Here is a 17,775-nt window from a genome sequence, read left to right as displayed (position 1 = left end):
GTCGAATTCCCGTTGGTTGGTCCGGCGGCCGCGAGGGCTTCGCGCCGCCCGGAAGAATCTATCCCAGATACCCGCCGTCTGCCGACATTAAAATCCTGTCATCAAACGGAGTTTCCGGCTTGGCTGATATGTGGGAAACTAACACATTCAAAGCAAGCTTCGGTGCGCGGCCGAATGTCGCTCTGCAGCATGCAAGCCGGGTGAAATCGCGTTAACCCTGAAGTTGCGGGCTGGAATGGCAGGTTGCCGGGTGCCCGCTTCACTTTGTCACAAATTGCGCAACACGGTGGCAGGCTTCTGGTTCAATGCCAGCAGCGTGCCGGCCAAACCCAACCCGACCGTGACCAGGAGTGCGGCAGCTACCACGCCGGCGGCGCTGCCGGCTTGCCAGACGAAACTGAGCGTCATCAGCCGGGTCACGATCAGCCAGGCCGCCACCGAACCTGCGATCACGCCGAAGATCGCGGTCGCAAAGCCGATCATGAGGTATTCCAGGGCATAGGCGCCGAGCAGCCGCACCCGTGTGGCGCCGAGCGTCTTCAGGATCACGGCGTCATAGACCCGGTGGCGGTGGCCGGCGGCAAGCGCGCCGCCCAGGACCAGGATCGCCGAGATCAGGGTCACGGCGCTGGCTCCGCGAATGGCCAGCGCCAGGTTGGTGACGACGGTGCCGATGGTCTCGAGCGCTTCGCGGACCCGCACGCTCGTCACCATCGGAAAGGCATCCGCAACCTGCTTGATGATCCTGGCATCGGATGCGGCATCGTGTTGCGCCTCGGTCAGGGTCGCGACATGGCTGTGCGGCGCGCCCTTGAAGGCGTTGGGCGAGAACACCAGCACGAAGTTGATGCCGAGCCCCTGCCAGTCGATGTTCCTGAGGTTGGCGATCTTCGCGGGAATATCGCGGCCGAGCACATTGACGACGATCTCGTCGCCGATCTTCAACTTCAATCCGTCGGCGATCTTCTTCTCCATCGAGACCAGGATCGGTCCCTGATAGTCGGCCGGCCACCATTGCCCCTCGACGATCTTGGAGCCCTTCGGAATCTCGCCGGTATAGGTCAGGCCGCGGTCGCTCTGCAGCACCCATTCGGTGTCCTGCGACGGCTTCAGTTCCTCGGCCTTGACGCCGCGCGCAGCGACGATGCGCCCGCGCAGCATCGGCACTTCCTCCACCGTCGAATCGGCGGCGACCTGCTTCAGGAAGGCGCCGAACCGTTCGGACTCGGAGGACGGGATGTCGATGAAATAGAACGACGGCGCGCGCTCCGGCAGCGCGGCCAGGAACTGCCGGCGCAGATTGCCGTCGATCTGCGTGATGGTGACGAGCACGGCAAGGCCAAGGCCCAGCGACAGCACCACCGACGGCGTCAGCGCGCCGGGCCGGTAGATGTTGGAGATGGCGAGCCGGAGCATGGTGATGCGGCTGCGCGGCATCCTTCGCGCCAGTGCCATCAGCCCCGCGGCAATCGCCCGCAGCAGCACGAACACGGCAATGGATGATGCCACGAACACGGCGGCAACGCGCTTGTCATAGGCAAGCCCGATCGCCACGCCGACCAGTGCTGCGATGACGGCTGCCATCAGCACGATGTAGCGCCAGCGCGGGCGGTGCCAGGTGCTGGTCACGATCTCGCGGAACAGCGCCGCGACCGGCACGTCGTGGACGCGGCCGAGCGGCCACAGCCCGAAGGCAAGCGCGGTGAGAAGGCCATAGACCAGGGAAAGCGCCAGCTCGTCGAAATGCAGCGCCGGCACCACCGGCAGCGGCAGGATCTTTCCGAACAGGCCGACGATGACGAACGGCAGCGCAGCGCCTGCGGCTAGCCCGATCACCGAGCCGAGCGCGGCGAGCACGATCACCTGGGTGGTGTAGATGGTGAAGACGTCGCGGCCGGTGGCGCCGACCGCTTTGAAGGTCGCGATCACGTCGCGGCGGCGGTCGATATGGCTCTTCACCGCGTTGGCGACACCGACGCCGCCGACCAGAAGGGCGGCAAGGCCCACCAGCGTCAGGAATTGCGTGAAGCGGTTGATGGTGCGCTCCAGCTGCGGCGAGGCGTTGGCGCGGCTGCGGATTTCCCAGCCCGCTTCCGGCGAAGCGGCGCGGGCATCGGCGATGAACGCGGCGGCGGAGCGATCGTCGGCGGCGTTGTCGGGCAGCTTGACGCGATAGATCCAGCGCACGAGGCTGCCGGGCAGCAACAGCCCGGTAGCGCGCAGGCCCGCTTCGCTGGTGAGGAAGCGCGGCCCCAGCCCGACATTGCCGGCGAGCTTGTCCGGCTCGGCATTGACCACGCTGCGGAGTTCGAAGGTGGAGTTGCCGACGGCGACACGGTCGCCGAGTTTCAGGTCGAACCGCGCCAGCAGCGTCGAATCGACGGCGGCACCGAATGCGCCGTCGCGCTCGGCGAGAAGTTCGGCGAGCGGCATTTTCGGCTCGAGCGTCAATTCGCCGAGCAGCGGATAGGCGCTGTCAACGGCCTTCAGTTCGACCAGCGCGAGCTGACCGTTGCCGGCGCGGGCCATGGCGCGCAGCGTCGCGGCGATCGAGAGGTTGCCGCGCGAGCGCAGGAAGGCGACGTCGTCGGGCTTTGCCTCGCGCTGGATCATCGAGAAGGCGACGTCGCCGCCGAGCAAGGTGCGGCCCTCGCGGGCCAGCCCGTCGCCGAGGCTCGCCGCGACCGAGCCGACGCCGGCAATCGCCATCACGCCGAGCGCGATGCAGGCGATGAAGACGTAGAAGCCGCGCAATCCGCCGCGCAACTCGCGCAGCGCGTAGCGGAATGCGAGCGAGGAGGCGCGCGCCTGATAGGCGGTCTCGTCGGCGAGCGTGGTCAAGCGCCGTGTCCGTCGATGCGGCCCGAGCGCAACCGCACCACGCGGTCGCAGCGTTGTGCGAGCCCGGTGTCGTGCGTCACCAGCACCAGGGTCATGCCGCGCTCGGCATGTTTCGAGAACAGGAGATCGACGATCTGCCTGCCCGTGGTCTCGTCGAGATTGCCGGTGGGTTCATCCGCCACGAGGATCGCGGGATCGGGCGCCAGCGCGCGGGCGAGCGCAACGCGCTGCTGTTCGCCGCCGGAAAGCTGCGTCGGGTAATGATGCAGGCGGTGGCCGAGGCCGACCGATTCCAGCTCCTGAGCGGCGCGTGCCGCCGCTTCGGCATTGCCGGCGAGCTCGAGCGGGACGGCGACATTCTCCAGCGCCGTCATGGTCGGGATCAGATGGAAGGACTGGAAGACGATGCCGACCTGGCGGCCGCGGAAACGCGCCAGCGCGTCCTCGTCGAGGGCATTGAACGCCGTGCCGTTCACCACCACCTCTCCGCTATCGGGACGTTCCAGTCCCGCCATCACCATCAGGAGCGTCGATTTCCCCGATCCGGACGGACCGATCAGGCCGATCGCTTCTCCCGATCCGACGCGCAGGCTGATATCCTTGAGGATGTGCACGCGCGCGGCGCCGGAGCCGAGCGAAAGATTGACGTTGTTGATGGCGATGGTGTCCGGCTCGGTGCCGGTCAGAGACGAGGTTTGGATGAGGCTGTCCATGGTTGCGTCATATGGCACTTCGGCCCGCGGGGTCGAGGGGAGCTTTGCGAACTTCGCGCACATCATCGTGTTGATTCTGGCTTTCCTGATGACGGGCCAGGCCCTTGCGCAGTCTCCTGCTGCCGCGTCGGCAAGGCCCGTCAAGATCGTTGCCTTCGGCGATTCGCTCACCGCCGGCCTTGGCCTGCCGGCCAATCAATCGTTCCCGGTCCGCCTGCAAAAGGCTTTGGAATCCAAGGGGATAAAGGTCGACATAATCAACGCCGGGGTGTCCGGCGACACCACCTCCGGCGGGCGTGACCGGCTCGACTGGTCGATCCCGGAGGGAACCGAGGCCGTCATCCTCGAACTCGGGGCCAATGATGCGATGCGCGGCACCGACCCCAATGTGACGCGCGCGGCTTTGTCGGACATTCTGGCGCGGCTGAAAGCGCGCAGGATTGCTGTGCTCCTGTGCGGCATGCAGGCGCCGCCGAACTACGGCACGGACTATGCGGCCCGCTTCAATGCCATCTTTCCGGAACTGGCGAAGGCTTTCGACGTGCCGCTCTATCCGTTCTTCCTCGAAGGCGTGGCGGCCGAGACAAAGCTCAACCAGAAGGACGGCATCCATCCGACCGCGGAAGGCGTCGATCTCATCGTGAAGAACATTCTGCCTATGGTGGAGGCATTTCTCGGCACGATTGCCGGGCAGCGGAGCTGAAATCTGTACAACTCCCCGCAAGTTTCCGGGGCGTTAACGCGGCATGCTTCGCAGAGTCACATAAGTCGGGTAGAAATTGGAGATCGGTGATTCGCCGGTCTCTGGTTTGGGGCATGACGCGGGCCTCCCGCTGAATGTCCAAGCATCGGGAGTGATTACGATGCCGCGTTTGTTCACTGGACTGGAAATTCCGGCCGAGATCGGCCACACACTTTCCGGCTTGCGGGGCGGCCTTCCGGGCGCTCGCTGGATCGACCCCGAAAATTATCACGTCACCCTGCGCTTCATCGGCGACATCGATGGCACCTATGCCAACGAGATCGCCTCGATGCTGTTTCGCGTCAACCGCAAGCCGTTCGAGGTTCGTCTGCAGGGCCTGACCAGTTTTGGCGGCAAGAAGCCGCGTGCGGTGGTCGCCGCCGTCGAGCCGAGCCGGCCGCTGATCGAACTGCAGGCCGAGCTTGAGCGGTTGATGCAGCGCCTGGGGCTCGATCCCGAGGGACGAAAATTCACGCCGCATGTCACGCTGGCGCGGCTGCACGATGCCTCCAGCCAGGACGTCGCCGATTATCTCTCCGTGCGCGGCTATTTCCCGAGCAAGAGCTTCCTCGCCTCGCGCTTCGTGCTGTTCTCCTCCCGCGCCTCCACCGGCGGCGGCCCCTATGTGGTCGAGGATTCCTACGCGCTGAGTGCGTGAGGTCTGTTCGCCTCTCCCCGCACGCGGGGAGAGGCCGGATCGCATGGCAATGCGATCCGGGTGAGGGGGACTCTCCGCGAGTCCATCTCTCACCGTGATTGCGGAAACAGCCCCTCACCCTGCCCTCTCCCCGTGAGAACGGGGAGAGGGAGAACAAGCGCAGCGCATACCCGTCACCCCAATTCCTCGCTTGCAATTTGTCGCGCGCTGGGGCGGAAAGGGGGCATGCTCAATACCCCGCCCGCCACCTTCGATGCCCATTACAAGGCCCTGATCGCGTCAGGTGCGATCGAGGCCGATGCGGCGCAGATGCGCGCGGCGGAAGCGTTTGCGGCGCTGGAGGAGCGGCTTTCCGGCTACAAGCCGATCAAGAAGCAGAGCCTGTTCGGCCGGCTGTTCGCCGACAAGGACGAGTCGCCGCCGCGCGGCCTCTACGTCCATGGCGAGGTCGGCCGCGGCAAGACCATGCTGATGGATTTGTTCTTCCAGCAGTCGCCGGTGGAGCACAAGCGGCGCGCGCATTTCCACGAATTCATGGCCGAGGTGCATGAGCGCATCTACGCCTACCGCCAGAACATCGCGCGCGGCGAGATCGACGATGCCGACGTGATCGGACTGACGGCGCATGCGATCTTCGACGAGGCGTGGCTGCTCTGCTTCGACGAATTCCATGTCACCGACATCGCGGATGCCATGATCCTCGGTCGCCTGTTTGCAAGGCTGTTCGGCCTCGGCACCGTGGTGGTGGCGACATCGAACGTGGCGCCGGACGATCTCTACAAGGGTGGCTTGAACCGGGCGCTGTTCCTGCCCTTCATCGCGCAGATCACCAACCACATGGATGTGATGCGGCTCGATGCGCGCACCGACTTCCGGCTGGAGAAGCTCGCCGGCGCCAGGATGTGGCTGACCAACGATCCCGAAGCCGAATTCGTGCTCAACCGTGCCTGGGGCCGGTTGACCGGCAGGGCGCCGTGCAAGCCGCGCGATATCGCGATCAAGGGCCGCAAGCTGCATGTGCCGTGTTCGGCGCATGGCGTGGCGCGGTTCTCCTTTGCCGACATCTGCGAAAAGCCGCTCGCCGCAAGCGACTATCTGCGCCTCGCGCACGACTACCACACCATCCTGATCGACCGCATTCCTGTGATGGATTACGCCGATCGCAACGCCGCCAAGCGCTTCATCTCGCTGATCGACACGCTCTATGACAACGGCGTGAAGCTGATGGCGTCTGCGGCGGCCGATCCGGTCGCGCTCTATGTCGCGACCGAAGGCGTCGAGGCCAACGAGTTCAAGCGCACCTCCTCGCGCCTGATCGAAATGAGTTCGGAATCCTACCTGGCATTGCCGCACGGGCGTAAGGATTCGGCGGCGAGCGGTTCGACGACCGGGCTGGTGGAAACATAGTTCCCGTCCCGTCATTCCGGGCTCGCGCTACGCGCGCCCCGGAATGACACCGGCTGGCATACCTGACTGAAATCGCAGCAGTGCTCCCAAAGAGGCATGGCGCGACTTGAACCGGTCCGGCTAAAGGGATAACCACCCTTCCCGAAAGCCTATCCTCCCTCCTTACCTCACTGCTCTCAAAGGACAGATTTCCCATGGCGCGCGACAAGATTGCCTTGATTGGCTCCGGTCAGATCGGCGGTACGCTGGCTCACCTCATCGGGCTCAAGCAGCTCGGCGACGTCGTGATGTTCGACATCGCGGAAGGCATTCCCCAGGGCAAGGCGCTCGACATCGCGCAGTCCTCGCCGGTCGACGGGTTCGACGCGCATCTGGTCGGCGCCAATTCCTACGAGGCGCTCGACAATGCCAAGGTCTGCATCGTCACCGCCGGCGTGCCGCGCAAGCCCGGCATGAGCCGCGACGATCTCCTCTCCATCAATCTCAAGGTCATGGAGCAGGTCGGCGCCGGCATCAAGAAATACGCGCCCGACTCCTTCGTCATCTGCATCACCAACCCGCTGGATGCGATGGTGTGGGCGCTGCAGAAGGCTTCGGGCATGCCGCACAAGAAGGTGGTCGGCATGGCCGGCGTGCTGGATTCGGCGCGCTTCCGCTATTTCCTCGCCGACGAGTTCAACGTCTCCGTGGAAGACGTCACCGCCTTCGTGCTCGGCGGCCATGGCGACACCATGGTGCCGCTGACGCGCTACTCCACCGTCGCCGGCATTCCGCTGCCCGACCTCGTCAAGATGGGCTGGACCTCGCAGGCGCGCATCGACGAGATCGTCGATCGCACCCGCAACGGCGGCGCCGAGATCGTCAACCTGCTGAAGACCGGCTCGGCGTTCTATGCGCCGGCGGCGTCGGCGATCGCGATGGCCGAGAGCTATCTGAAGGACAAGAAGCGCGTGCTGCCCTGCGCCGCCTATCTGAACGGCGAGTATGGCGTGAAGGACATGTATGTCGGCGTGCCCGTCGTCATCGGCTCCAAGGGCGTCGAGCGCGTGGTCGAGATCGAGCTCGGCGGCAAGGACCGCGAGGCCTTCGACAAGTCGGTCGGCGCCGTGCAGGGTCTCGTCGATGCCTGCAAGAAGATCGCGCCCGACCTGCTGGGGCGCTGATTTCGCCGGGCGTGATCCCGACCCGCAGGGCGCACCAGCGCAAGGCGGGACCGGCTTTCGGCAAAGATCACGCTCAAACAAGTAGATGGGCCGGGGATCGGCCAGTTCGATCTTCGGCTCTTGCGGTTTCTGTGGTATATGGTATGCCAGCCATAGAACAGGCGTGGGGGCGCTGACCTCCACCAATTCAGGGTTTGGGGAGCGTCTCTCGATGAATATCCACGAATATCAGGCCAAGGCCCTGCTGCACGAATTCGGCGTGCCGATCTCCAAGGGCGTGCCGGTGCTGAAGTCTGAGGATGCGGAGGCGGCAGCCAAGAAACTCCCCGGCCCGGTCTGGGTGGTGAAGAGCCAAATTCACGCCGGCGGCCGCGGCAAGGGCAAGTTCAAGGAGGCATCTGCCGGCGACAAGGGCGGCGTTCGCATCGCCAAGTCGGTCGCCGAGGTTGCCGAATTCGCCAAGCAGATGCTGGGCGCGACGCTGGTGACGGTACAGACGGGTCCAGCCGGCAAGCAGGTCAATCGCCTCTACATCGAGGATGGCTCCGACATCGACAAGGAGTTCTATCTCTCGATCCTGGTCAACCGCGAGACCTCTGAAGTCTCGTTCGTGGTCTCGACCGAAGGCGGCATGAACATCGAGGACGTCGCGCACTCCACGCCGGAAAAGATCGTCACCTTCTCGGTCGATCCGGCGACCGGCATCATGGCCCATCACGGCCGCACGGTGGCCAAGGCGCTCAATCTTTCCGGCGACCTCGCCAAGCAGGCCGAAAAGCTGGCGGGCCAGCTCTACGCGGCCTTCGTCGCCAAGGACATGGCGATGCTGGAAATCAATCCGCTCGTGGTCACCAGGCAGGGTGAGCTGCGCGTCCTCGACGCCAAGGTATCCTTCGACGACAACGCGCTGTTCCGCCATCCCGAGGTGGCAGTGCCGCTGCGCGACCTGACCGAAGAGGACCCCAAGGAAATCGAGGCGTCGAAATACGACCTCAACTACGTGACGCTCGACGGCACCATCGGCTGCATGGTCAACGGCGCCGGCCTTGCCATGGCGACCATGGACATCATCAAGCTCTACGGCATGGAGCCCGCCAACTTCCTCGACGTCGGCGGCGGCGCTAGCAAGGAGAAAGTGGCGGCGGCCTTCAAGATCATCACCGCCGACCCGAACGTGAAGGGGATCCTGGTCAACATCTTCGGCGGCATCATGAAGTGCGATATCATCGCCGAGGGCGTTGTCGCCGCCGTCAAGGAAGTCGGCCTCAGCGTGCCGCTGGTGGTGCGGCTCGAGGGCACCAATGTCGATGCCGGCAAGCAGATCATCCGCGAGTCCGGCCTCAACGTGGTTCCGGCCGACAATCTCGACGATGCCGCGCAGAAGATCGTGAAAGCCGTCAAGGGAGGCTAACGATGGCCGAGGACCGTCTGTCCGCACCGAAACCGCAGGACGAGCACAGGAAACTCGAGGCGTTCGCGGGCGAATGGACCGGCGAGGAGACGGTTTTCCCCTCGCGCTGGGACAAGGGCGGGCCGGCCGTCTCGCGCGTCGTCGCGCGCATCGATCTCAACGGCTTCTACCTGATCCAGGACACCCGCCAGACCCGCGAAGGCAGGGAGGCGTTCGCCACCCACGGCGTCTTCACTTACGATCGCGAGGACCGGCTCTACAAACTGTTCTGGCACGACTCGCTCGGCTACTACCCGCCGTCGCCGGCCTCCGGCAGCTGGCAGGGCAAATCGCTCGTGCTGGTGCGCGGCTCGCTGCGCGGCAATGCGCGGCATGTCTACGAAGTCATCGACGACAACAGCTATTCCATGAAAATCCAGTTCTCGCCTGACGCGGAAGGATGGGCTGACGTGCTCACCGGCGTTTACCGGCGCGTGCACTGACCTCCACTCCTGATCCCGCGAAAGTCATCCCAACCATGTCCATCCTGATCGACAAGAACACGAAGGTCATCTGCCAGGGCTTCACCGGCAAGAACGGCACATTCCATTCCGAGGCCGCGATCGCCTACGGCACCAAGATGGTCGGCGGTGTCGCGCCGGGCAAGGGCGGCTCGAAGCATCTGAACCTGCCGGTGTTCGACACCGTCGCCGAGGCGCGCAGCAAGACCGGCGCGGATGCCTCGGTGATCTACGTGCCGCCGCCGGGCGCGGCCGATGCGATCTGCGAGGCCATCGATGCGGAGGTCCCGCTGATCGTCTGCATCACCGAGGGAATTCCGGTGCTCGACATGGTGAGGGTGAAGCGCTCGCTGTCCGGCTCGAAGTCGCGCCTGATCGGCCCCAATTGTCCGGGCGTGATGACGGCGGGCGAATGCAAGATCGGCATCATGCCGGCCAACATCTTCAAGCCGGGCTCCGTCGGCATCGTGTCGCGCTCGGGCACGCTGACCTATGAGGCGGTGTTCCAGACCACGCAGGAGGGCCTCGGCCAGACCACCGCGGTCGGCATCGGCGGCGATCCCGTCAAGGGCACCGAATTCATCGACGTGCTGGAGAAGTTCTTGGCCGACCCCAAGACCACCTCGATCATCATGATCGGCGAGATCGGCGGCTCGGCCGAGGAGGACGCCGCCCAGTTCATCAAGGACGAGGCCAAGCGCGGCCGCAAGAAACCGATGGCCGGCTTCATCGCGGGCGTCACGGCGCCACCCGGCCGCCGCATGGGCCATGCCGGCGCGATCATCTCCGGCGGCAAGGGCGATGCCGGCTCCAAGACCGCGGCCATGGAAGCCGCCGGTATCAAGGTATCGCCGTCGCCGGCCCGGCTGGGCAAGACATTGGTCGAAGCCCTTCGCGGCTGATCGGCGGGCAACCATCTTGAGGATCAAGGCTCCGGCACCTAAGCCGGGGCCTTTTTCGTTGCAGAATGCACCCCAATTGGGTCTTTCAAAGATTTGAACTCAAATTCGCCGCTTGGTTCTTTTCGGCGCGAACATTCGAAGCAAATAGGGTAAAGCTTTTTCCAACCCGCCGGGCTGTAACCAGACCGGCCGCCGCGCCGTATTTTATGCGCGAAGCAAAAATCACCAGGACGCCATCATGTCTCGTCAGGACGCAAACGCCGCTTTTGCCCTTTCGTCGTTTTTGCAGGGCACCAATGCCGCCTATATCGACGACCTCTATGCCCGCTATGAGCAGAATCCGAATTCGGTCGATGCCGAGTGGCAGGAATTCTTCAAGAGCCTGAAAGACAGCCCCGCCGACGTCAAGAAGAACGCCGAAGGCGCCTCCTGGGGACGCGATCACTGGCCGCTGACGCCGCGCGACGAACTCACTTCCGCACTCGACGGCAACTGGGCGCTGGTCGAAAAGGCGGTCAGCACCAAGCTCGCCGCCAAGACGCAGGCCAAGGGCGCTGACATCACTCCCGCCGAATTGCACCAGGCGACGCGCGACTCCGTCCGCGCGCTGATGCTGATCCGGGCCTACCGCATGCGCGGCCACTTCCACGCCAAGCTCGATCCGCTCGGCATCGAGGCGCAGCGCGACCGCGAGGAGCTCGACCCGCGCAGCTATGGCTTCGTCGAAGCCGACTACGACCGCAAGATCTTCCTCGACCACGTGCTGGGCCTCGAATACGGCACGCTGCGCGAGATCGTCGCGATCTGCGAGCGCACCTACTGCCAGACGCTCGGCGTCGAGTTCATGCACATCTCCAATGCCGCGCAGAAGTCCTGGATCCAGGAGCGCATCGAGGGCCCGGACAAGGAGATCAGCTTCACCAAGGAAGGCCGCCGCGCCATCCTCAACAAGCTGATCGAGGCCGAAGGTTTTGAAAAGTTCTGCGACATCAAGTTCACCGGCACCAAGCGCTTCGGCCTCGACGGCGCCGAGTCGCTGATCCCGGCGCTGGAGCAGATCATCAAGCGCGGCGGCAATCTCGGCGTGAAGGAGATCGTGCTGGGCATGCCGCATCGCGGGCGCCTCAATGTGCTGACCCAGGTGATGGCCAAGTCGCACCGCGCGCTGTTCCATGAGTTCAAGGGCGGCTCGGCCAATCCGGACGCGGTCGAGGGTTCCGGCGACGTCAAGTATCACCTCGGCGCCTCGAGCGACCGCGAGTTCGACGGCAACAAGATTCATCTTTCGCTGACCGCCAACCCCTCGCATCTCGAGATCGTCGATCCCGTGGTGCTCGGCAAGGTCCGCGCCAAGCAGGACCAGCACGGCGATCCGCCGGACATGCGCATCTCCGTGATGCCGCTGCTGATGCATGGCGATGCTGCGTTCGCAGGCCAGGGCGTGGTCGCGGAATGCTTCGGTCTTTCGGACCTCAAGGGCTACCGCACCGGCGGTTCGGTGCATTTCATCGTCAACAACCAGATCGGCTTCACCACCTATCCGCGCTATTCACGTTCTTCGCCTTACCCCTCCGACGTCGCGAAGATGATCGATGCGCCGATCTTCCACGTGAACGGTGACGATCCGGAGGCCGTGGTGTTCGCCGCCAAGGTCGCGACCGAGTTCCGGCAGAAATTCCACAAGCCGGTCGTGATCGACATGTGGTGCTATCGCCGCTACGGCCATAACGAGGGCGACGAGCCGGCGTTCACCCAGCCGGTGATGTACAAGCGGATCGCCGCCCATCTGTCGACGCTGACGCTCTACTCCAAGCGCCTGATCGCCGAGGGCGTAGTCACCGAGGGCGAGGTCGACAAGCTGAAGGCCGACTGGCGCGCGCGGCTCGATGCCGAGTTCGAGGCCGGCACCAGCTACAAGCCGAACAAGGCCGACTGGCTCGACGGCAAATGGGCGGGCTTCAAGATCGCCGACCAGGAAGAGGATGCCCGCCGCGGCGTTACCGGCGTCGACACCTCCATCCTGAAGGACATCGGCCGCAAGATCACCAAGGTGCCGGACGGCTTCCGCGTCCACCGCACCATCCAGCGCTTCCTCGACAACCGCGCCAAGGCCATCGACAACGGCGTCGGCATCGACTGGGCGACCGGCGAGGCGCTGGCGTTCTGCACGCTGCTGGAGGAAGGCCATCACGTCCGCCTGTCCGGCCAGGACTGCGAGCGCGGCACCTTCTCGCAGCGCCATTCGGTGCTGATCGACCAGGAGGACGAGAGCCGCTACACGCCGTTCAACCATCTCGGCGTCGACCAGGGCCATTACGAGGTCATCAACTCGCTGTTGTCGGAAGAGGCCGTGCTCGGCTTCGAATACGGCTACTCGCTGGCCGAGCCGAATGCCCTGGCACTGTGGGAAGCGCAGTTCGGCGACTTCGCCAACGGCGCGCAGGTGCTGTTCGACCAGTTCATCTCCTCGGGCGAGCGCAAATGGCTGCGCATGTCCGGCCTCGTCTGCCTGCTGCCGCACGGCTATGAAGGGCAGGGGCCGGAGCACTCCTCCGCGCGCCTGGAGCGATTCCTGCAGCTCTGCGCCGAAGACAACATGCAGGTGGTCTATCCGACCACGCCCGCCAACTACTTCCACATGCTGCGGCGGCAGCTGCACCGCGAGATCAGAAAGCCCCTGATCGTGATGACGCCGAAGTCGCTGCTGCGCCACAAGCGCGCAGTGTCGGGGCTCGACGAACTCGGCAAGGACTCCTCGTTCCACCGCATCCTCTGGGACGATGCGCAGATGCTGCCGAACGAGCCGATCAGGCTGAGGCCGGACGCCGAGATCCGCCGCGTCGTGCTCTGCACCGGCAAGGTCTACTACGACCTCTACGAGGAGCGCGAGAAGCGTGGCATCGATGACATCTATCTCCTGCGCATCGAGCAGCTCTATCCGGTGCCGCTGAAGGCGCTGGTGCTGGAGCTGGCCCGCTTCAAGGGCGCCGAGATCGTCTGGTGCCAGGAAGAGCCGCGCAACATGGGCGCCTGGCACTTCATCGAGCCCTATCTCGAATGGGTGCTGAACCAGATCCATGCGCCGAACCGGCGTCCGCGCTATGCCGGCCGCGCCGCCTCTGCCGCCACCGCCACCGGCCTGATGTCCAAGCATGTGGCGCAGCTCAAGGCGTTCCTGGGCGAGGCTTTTAACTAGAAACCAACTGAAGCCGTCATGCCCGCGCTTGTCGCGGGCATCCACGTCTTCCTTTCCTGAAGGCTGAAAAGGCGTGGATGGCCGGGACGAGCCCGGCCATGACGCAAGAGGAAACAGACCATGACTGAAATTCGCGTTCCGACGCTCGGCGAATCCGTGACCGAGGCCACCATCGGCCGCTGGTTCAAGAAGGCCGGCGATGCCGTGGCGGTGGACGAGCCGCTGGTCGAGCTCGAGACCGACAAGGTCACCATCGAGGTGCCCGCGCCGTCTGCCGGCGTGCTCGGCGAGATCATCGCCAAGGACGGCGAGACGGTCGCGGTCGGCGCGCTGCTCGGCCAGATCAATGACGGCGCCGCCGGCGCTGCCAAGGCTGCTGCCGCTCCCGCTGCCGCCAAGCCCGCCGCGGCCCCGGCTGCCGCGCCTGCCGCTGCCAAGGCTGCGCCGTCGGATGCGCCACTCGCGCCGTCGGTGCGCAAGCTCTCGGCGGAAAGCGGCATCGACGCCTCCACCGTGCCCGGCTCCGGCAAGGACGGCCGCGTCACCAAGGGCGACATGCTGGCGGCGATCGAAAAGGCCGCCTCCGCGCCGACCCCGGTCAACCAGCCAGCCGCCGCCGTCCAGGTGCGCGCGCCCTCGCCCGCGGATGACGCCGCGCGCGAGGAACGCGTCAAGATGACGCGGCTGCGCCAGACCATCGCGCGACGGCTGAAGGACGTGCAGAACACGGCGGCGATGCTGACGACCTTCAACGAGGTCGACATGACCAACGTCATGACGCTGCGCTCGCAATACAAGGACGTGTTCGAGAAGAAACACGGCACCAAGCTCGGCTTCATGGGCTTCTTCACTAAGGCCTGCGTGCAGGCGCTGAAGGACATTCCCGCCGTCAACGCGGAGATCGACGGAAGCGATCTGATCTTCAAGAACTACTACCACGTCGGCATTGCGGTCGGCACCGACAAGGGTCTGGTCGTACCTGTCGTGCGCGACTGCGACCACAAGTCGATCTCCGACATCGAGAAATCGATCACCGATTTCGGCCGCCGCGCCCGCGACGGCCAGCTCAAGATCGACGAGATGCAGGGCGGTACCTTCACCATCACCAATGGCGGCATCTACGGCTCGTTGATGTCGACGCCGATCCTCAACGCGCCGCAGTCCGGCATCCTCGGCATGCACAAGATCCAGGAGCGGCCGATGGTGGTGGGCGGCAAGATCGAGGTGCGGCCGATGATGTATCTGGCGCTGTCCTACGATCACCGCGTCATCGACGGCAAGGAAGCCGTCACCTTCCTGGTGCGCGTCAAGGAGAGCCTGGAAGATCCGGCCCGGCTGGTGCTGGATCTCTGATCGTGTGACGTCTCTTCAGCTCCGGCCCCAGCGGCCGGAGTTTTCGTGAATGGCATTTCAGCAAACGATCGCGGTTCAGCATCGGGGACTAACTTGACGGACAAGGTTGTTGTCATCACCGGCGGTAGCCGCGGCATCGGCCGCGCCGCCGCCATTGCCGCCGCGGCGCGCGGCTTTCGCATCGTCGTCGGCTACGCCAGCAACAAGGCGGCGGCCGACGAGGTCGTCGCGCAAATCGAACGCAAGAACGGCAAGGCGATCGCGGTCAAGTGCGATGTGGCGCTTGAGAAAGACATCCTGGCGCTGTTCAAGGCGGCCGATGAATTCGGCACGCTCGGCGCGCTGGTGAACAACGCGGGCATCGTCGGGCCGTCGGCGCGGGTCGAGGACATGTCAGCCGAGCGCATCCAGCGCATGATGGCGATCAACGTCACCGGCAGCATTTTGTGCGCGCGCGAGGCGGTGAAGCGGATGTCGACCCGCCGGGGCGGCAAGGGCGGCGTGATTGTCAATCTCTCCTCCGTCGCCTCGCGGTTAGGGGCGCCCAACACCTATGTCGACTACGCGGCCTCCAAGGGCGCGGTCGATTCCTTCACCATCGGCCTCGGCCACGAGGTGGCGGGCGAGGGCATCCGGGTCGCCGCGATCCGGCCCGGACTGATCGACACTGAAATCCATGCCTCCGGCGGCGAGCCCGATCGCGCGCATCGTCTCGCCCCCATGGTGCCGATGAAGCGCGTCGGCACCGCCGAGGAAATCGCCAACGCCATCGTCTGGCTGATGTCGGAGGAGGCCTCCTACGTCACCTCGGCCATTCTCGACGTCTCGGGCGGGCGCTGATCAACAACTTAGCTACAGGACTTCCATCATGGCTTACGATCTCGTCATCATCGGCACCGGACCCGGCGGTTACGTCTGCGCGGTGCGCGCGGCGCAACTCGGCATGAAGGTCGCCGTGGTCGAGAAGAACGCAACCCTCGGTGGCACCTGCCTCAATGTCGGCTGCATGCCGTCGAAGGCGCTGCTGCACGCTTCCGAAATGTTCGAGGAGGCCGCGCATTCCTTTGCCAAAATGGGCGTCAACGTTTCCGCGCCGAAACTCGACCTGCCCGCGATGATGAACTTCAAGCAGCAGGGCATCGACGGCAACGTCAAGGGCGTCGAGTTCCTGATGAAGAAGAACAAGATCGACGTGCTGATGGGCAAGGGCAGGATTCTCGGCGCCGGCAAGGTCGAGGTGACGGGCAGCGACGGCAAGGCGCAAGTCGTGGAGACGAAGAACATCGTCATCGCCACCGGCTCCGATATCGCGCGGCTCAAGGGCATCGAGATCGACGAGAAGCGCATCGTGTCCTCGACCGGCGCGCTGGCGCTGGAGAAAGTGCCGGGCAAATTGCTGATCGTCGGCGCCGGCGTGATAGGGCTCGAGCTCGGCTCGGTGTGGCACCGTCTCGGCGCTGAAGTCACAGTGGTCGAATTCCTCGACCGCATCCTGCCCGGCATGGATGGCGAGGTGGCAAAGCAGTTCCAGCGCATCCTCGAAAAGCAGGGTTTCAAGTTCAGGCTCGGCGCCAAGGTCACGGCCGTCGATACGTCCGGCAAGACGCTGAAGGCGAGCATCGAGCCCGCGGCCGGCGGCGCGGCCGAGGCGATCGAGGCGGACGTTGTGCTGGTCTGCATCGGTCGCGTGCCCTACACCGACGGTCTCGGACTGAAGGAAGCCGGCGTCGCGCTCGACAATCGCGGCCGCGTGCAGATCGATTCGCACTTTGCGACCAGCGTGAAAGGCGTCTACGCCATCGGCGACGTCGTCGCGGGGCCGATGTTGGCACACAAGGCCGAGGACGAGGGCGTGGCCTGTGCGGAGATTCTCGCCGGCCAGGCCGGTCACGTGAACTACGATGTCATTCCAGGCGTTGTGTATACCACGCCGGAAGTTTCCTCCGTCGGCAAGACCGAGGAAGAGCTCAAGCAGGCCGGCATCGCCTACACATCGGGAAAATTCCCGTTCACCGCCAACGGCCGCTCCAAGGTCAACCAGACCACGGACGGTTTCGTGAAGATTCTCGCAGATGCGAAGACCGACCGCGTGCTCGGGGTGCACATCATCGGCCGCGAAGCCGGCGAAATGATTCACGAAGCGGCAGTTTTGATGGAATTCGGCGGCTCGGCCGAGGATCTGGCGCGCACCTGCCACGCCCATCCGACCCGATCCGAGGCCATCAAGGAAGCGGCGCTTGCGGTGGGCAAGCGCGCGATCCATATGTGACCGCGGGCCCGGTTTGGGGTAACCTGAACCGACTGGATTGCTCCGATGCTGCGTCGCCTCTTACAGCCGTTCTGGGTCTTGCTTGCGATCATCTTCTTGATCGAGGCCTGGCTGTGGGATCATCTCGAGCCGGTTGTCGAGAAGATCGTCGCCTGGATTCCGCTGCGCGAGTTCAAGCAGTGGCTGGCCGAGCGCGTCGATGCGCTGTCGCCGGCGATGACGCTGGTCGTCTTCGCCGTGCCGGTCATTCCGCTGTTTCCGCTGAAGCTGATCGGGCTGTGGCTGCTGGCGCATGAATACTGGCTGACCTCGATCTCCATTCTCGTCTTCGCGAAATTTGCCGGCGTCGGCATCACCGCCTTTATCTTCGACGTGACGCGCGACAAGCTCCTGGAGATGCGCTGGTTCGAGGCGCTCTACGAATTCATCATGATGCTGCGCGACAAGGCCAAGGCCATGGTCGCGCCGATCAAGCAGCGCATCCGCGAGATCCTGCGCGGTGACGGCGAGGGCTGGTCGGCGCGGACGCTGCGGCTCATCGCACGCTTCCGCCGCAGCGTGCACGAGGCGCGGTAGGCCAGCTGCAGAACCGTAGGGTGGGCAAAGCGAAGCGTGCCCAC

Annotated in this window: 14 protein-coding genes; 12 read left to right on the top strand and 2 right to left on the bottom strand. The window is 64.8% G+C overall.

The window, feature by feature from the left end:
• Positions 1–267: 267 nt before the first annotated feature.
• Complete coding sequence (locus tag HZB49_RS26440) at positions 268–2,841, bottom strand: FtsX-like permease family protein (protein WP_291616773.1); 2,574 nt, start codon at positions 2,839–2,841, stop codon at positions 268–270.
• Positions 2,838–3,554 carry an ABC transporter ATP-binding protein gene (locus HZB49_RS26435; RefSeq protein ID WP_291616771.1) on the bottom strand — a complete coding sequence of 239 codons (717 nt, stop codon included), beginning with the start codon at positions 3,552–3,554 and terminating at the stop codon, positions 2,838–2,840. Before HZB49_RS26435 ends, HZB49_RS26440 begins: the two co-directional genes overlap by 4 nt.
• Between HZB49_RS26435 and HZB49_RS26430 the strand changes: the two genes are divergently transcribed.
• The 12 genes from HZB49_RS26430 (at position 3,553) to HZB49_RS26375 (ending at position 17,731) form a co-directional block, all read left to right on the top strand.
• Complete coding sequence (locus HZB49_RS26430; protein WP_291616934.1) at positions 3,553–4,257, top strand: arylesterase; 705 nt, start codon at positions 3,553–3,555, stop codon at positions 4,255–4,257. The genes HZB49_RS26435 and HZB49_RS26430 overlap by 2 nt on opposite strands.
• Positions 4,258–4,417: 160 nt before the next feature.
• Positions 4,418–4,954 carry an RNA 2',3'-cyclic phosphodiesterase gene (thpR, locus tag HZB49_RS26425; protein WP_291616769.1) on the top strand — a complete coding sequence of 179 codons (537 nt, stop codon included), beginning with the start codon at positions 4,418–4,420 and terminating at the stop codon, positions 4,952–4,954.
• A gap of 225 nt (positions 4,955–5,179) precedes the next feature.
• Complete coding sequence (gene zapE, locus HZB49_RS26420) at positions 5,180–6,361, top strand: cell division protein ZapE (RefSeq protein WP_291616767.1); 1,182 nt, start codon at positions 5,180–5,182, stop codon at positions 6,359–6,361.
• 194 nt (positions 6,362–6,555) lie between these two features.
• Complete coding sequence (gene mdh / locus HZB49_RS26415) at positions 6,556–7,524, top strand: malate dehydrogenase (protein ID WP_291616765.1); 969 nt, start codon at positions 6,556–6,558, stop codon at positions 7,522–7,524.
• 211 nt (positions 7,525–7,735) lie between these two features.
• Positions 7,736–8,935 (top strand): ADP-forming succinate--CoA ligase subunit beta, encoded by a 1,200-nt coding sequence (gene sucC, locus HZB49_RS26410; protein WP_291616763.1) that lies wholly within the window; start codon positions 7,736–7,738, stop codon positions 8,933–8,935.
• A gap of 2 nt (positions 8,936–8,937) precedes the next feature.
• Positions 8,938–9,417, top strand: coding sequence for a DUF1579 family protein (locus HZB49_RS26405; RefSeq protein ID WP_291616761.1), 480 nt, complete (start codon positions 8,938–8,940; stop codon positions 9,415–9,417).
• Positions 9,418–9,452: 35 nt separating this feature from the next.
• On the top strand, positions 9,453–10,337 hold the full coding sequence (gene sucD / locus HZB49_RS26400; protein ID WP_291616759.1) for a succinate--CoA ligase subunit alpha: 885 nt from the start codon (positions 9,453–9,455) through the stop codon (positions 10,335–10,337).
• Between the two features lie 238 nt (positions 10,338–10,575).
• Positions 10,576–13,533 carry a 2-oxoglutarate dehydrogenase E1 component gene (locus tag HZB49_RS26395; protein WP_291616757.1) on the top strand — a complete coding sequence of 986 codons (2,958 nt, stop codon included), beginning with the start codon at positions 10,576–10,578 and terminating at the stop codon, positions 13,531–13,533.
• A 120-nt stretch (positions 13,534–13,653) separates the two neighbouring features.
• The gene (odhB, locus tag HZB49_RS26390) at positions 13,654–14,886 is read left to right on the top strand and encodes a 2-oxoglutarate dehydrogenase complex dihydrolipoyllysine-residue succinyltransferase (protein ID WP_291616755.1); all 1,233 of its coding nucleotides are present in this window, start codon (positions 13,654–13,656) and stop codon (positions 14,884–14,886) included.
• A 93-nt stretch (positions 14,887–14,979) separates the two neighbouring features.
• Entirely contained in the window at positions 14,980–15,726 is a 747-nt protein-coding gene (locus HZB49_RS26385) for an SDR family oxidoreductase (RefSeq protein ID WP_291616754.1), read from the top strand.
• A gap of 25 nt (positions 15,727–15,751) precedes the next feature.
• Positions 15,752–17,155 carry a dihydrolipoyl dehydrogenase gene (gene lpdA, locus HZB49_RS26380; RefSeq protein WP_291616932.1) on the top strand — a complete coding sequence of 468 codons (1,404 nt, stop codon included), beginning with the start codon at positions 15,752–15,754 and terminating at the stop codon, positions 17,153–17,155.
• A gap of 45 nt (positions 17,156–17,200) precedes the next feature.
• Positions 17,201–17,731 carry a hypothetical protein gene (locus tag HZB49_RS26375; RefSeq protein WP_291616752.1) on the top strand — a complete coding sequence of 177 codons (531 nt, stop codon included), beginning with the start codon at positions 17,201–17,203 and terminating at the stop codon, positions 17,729–17,731.
• Positions 17,732–17,775 lie beyond the last annotated feature (44 nt).

The sequence above is a fragment of the Bradyrhizobium sp. genome, from assembly GCF_016219575.1.
Lineage (GTDB): Bacteria > Pseudomonadota > Alphaproteobacteria > Rhizobiales > Xanthobacteraceae > Bradyrhizobium.
This window is presented reverse-complemented; position numbering and strand designations above follow the sequence as displayed.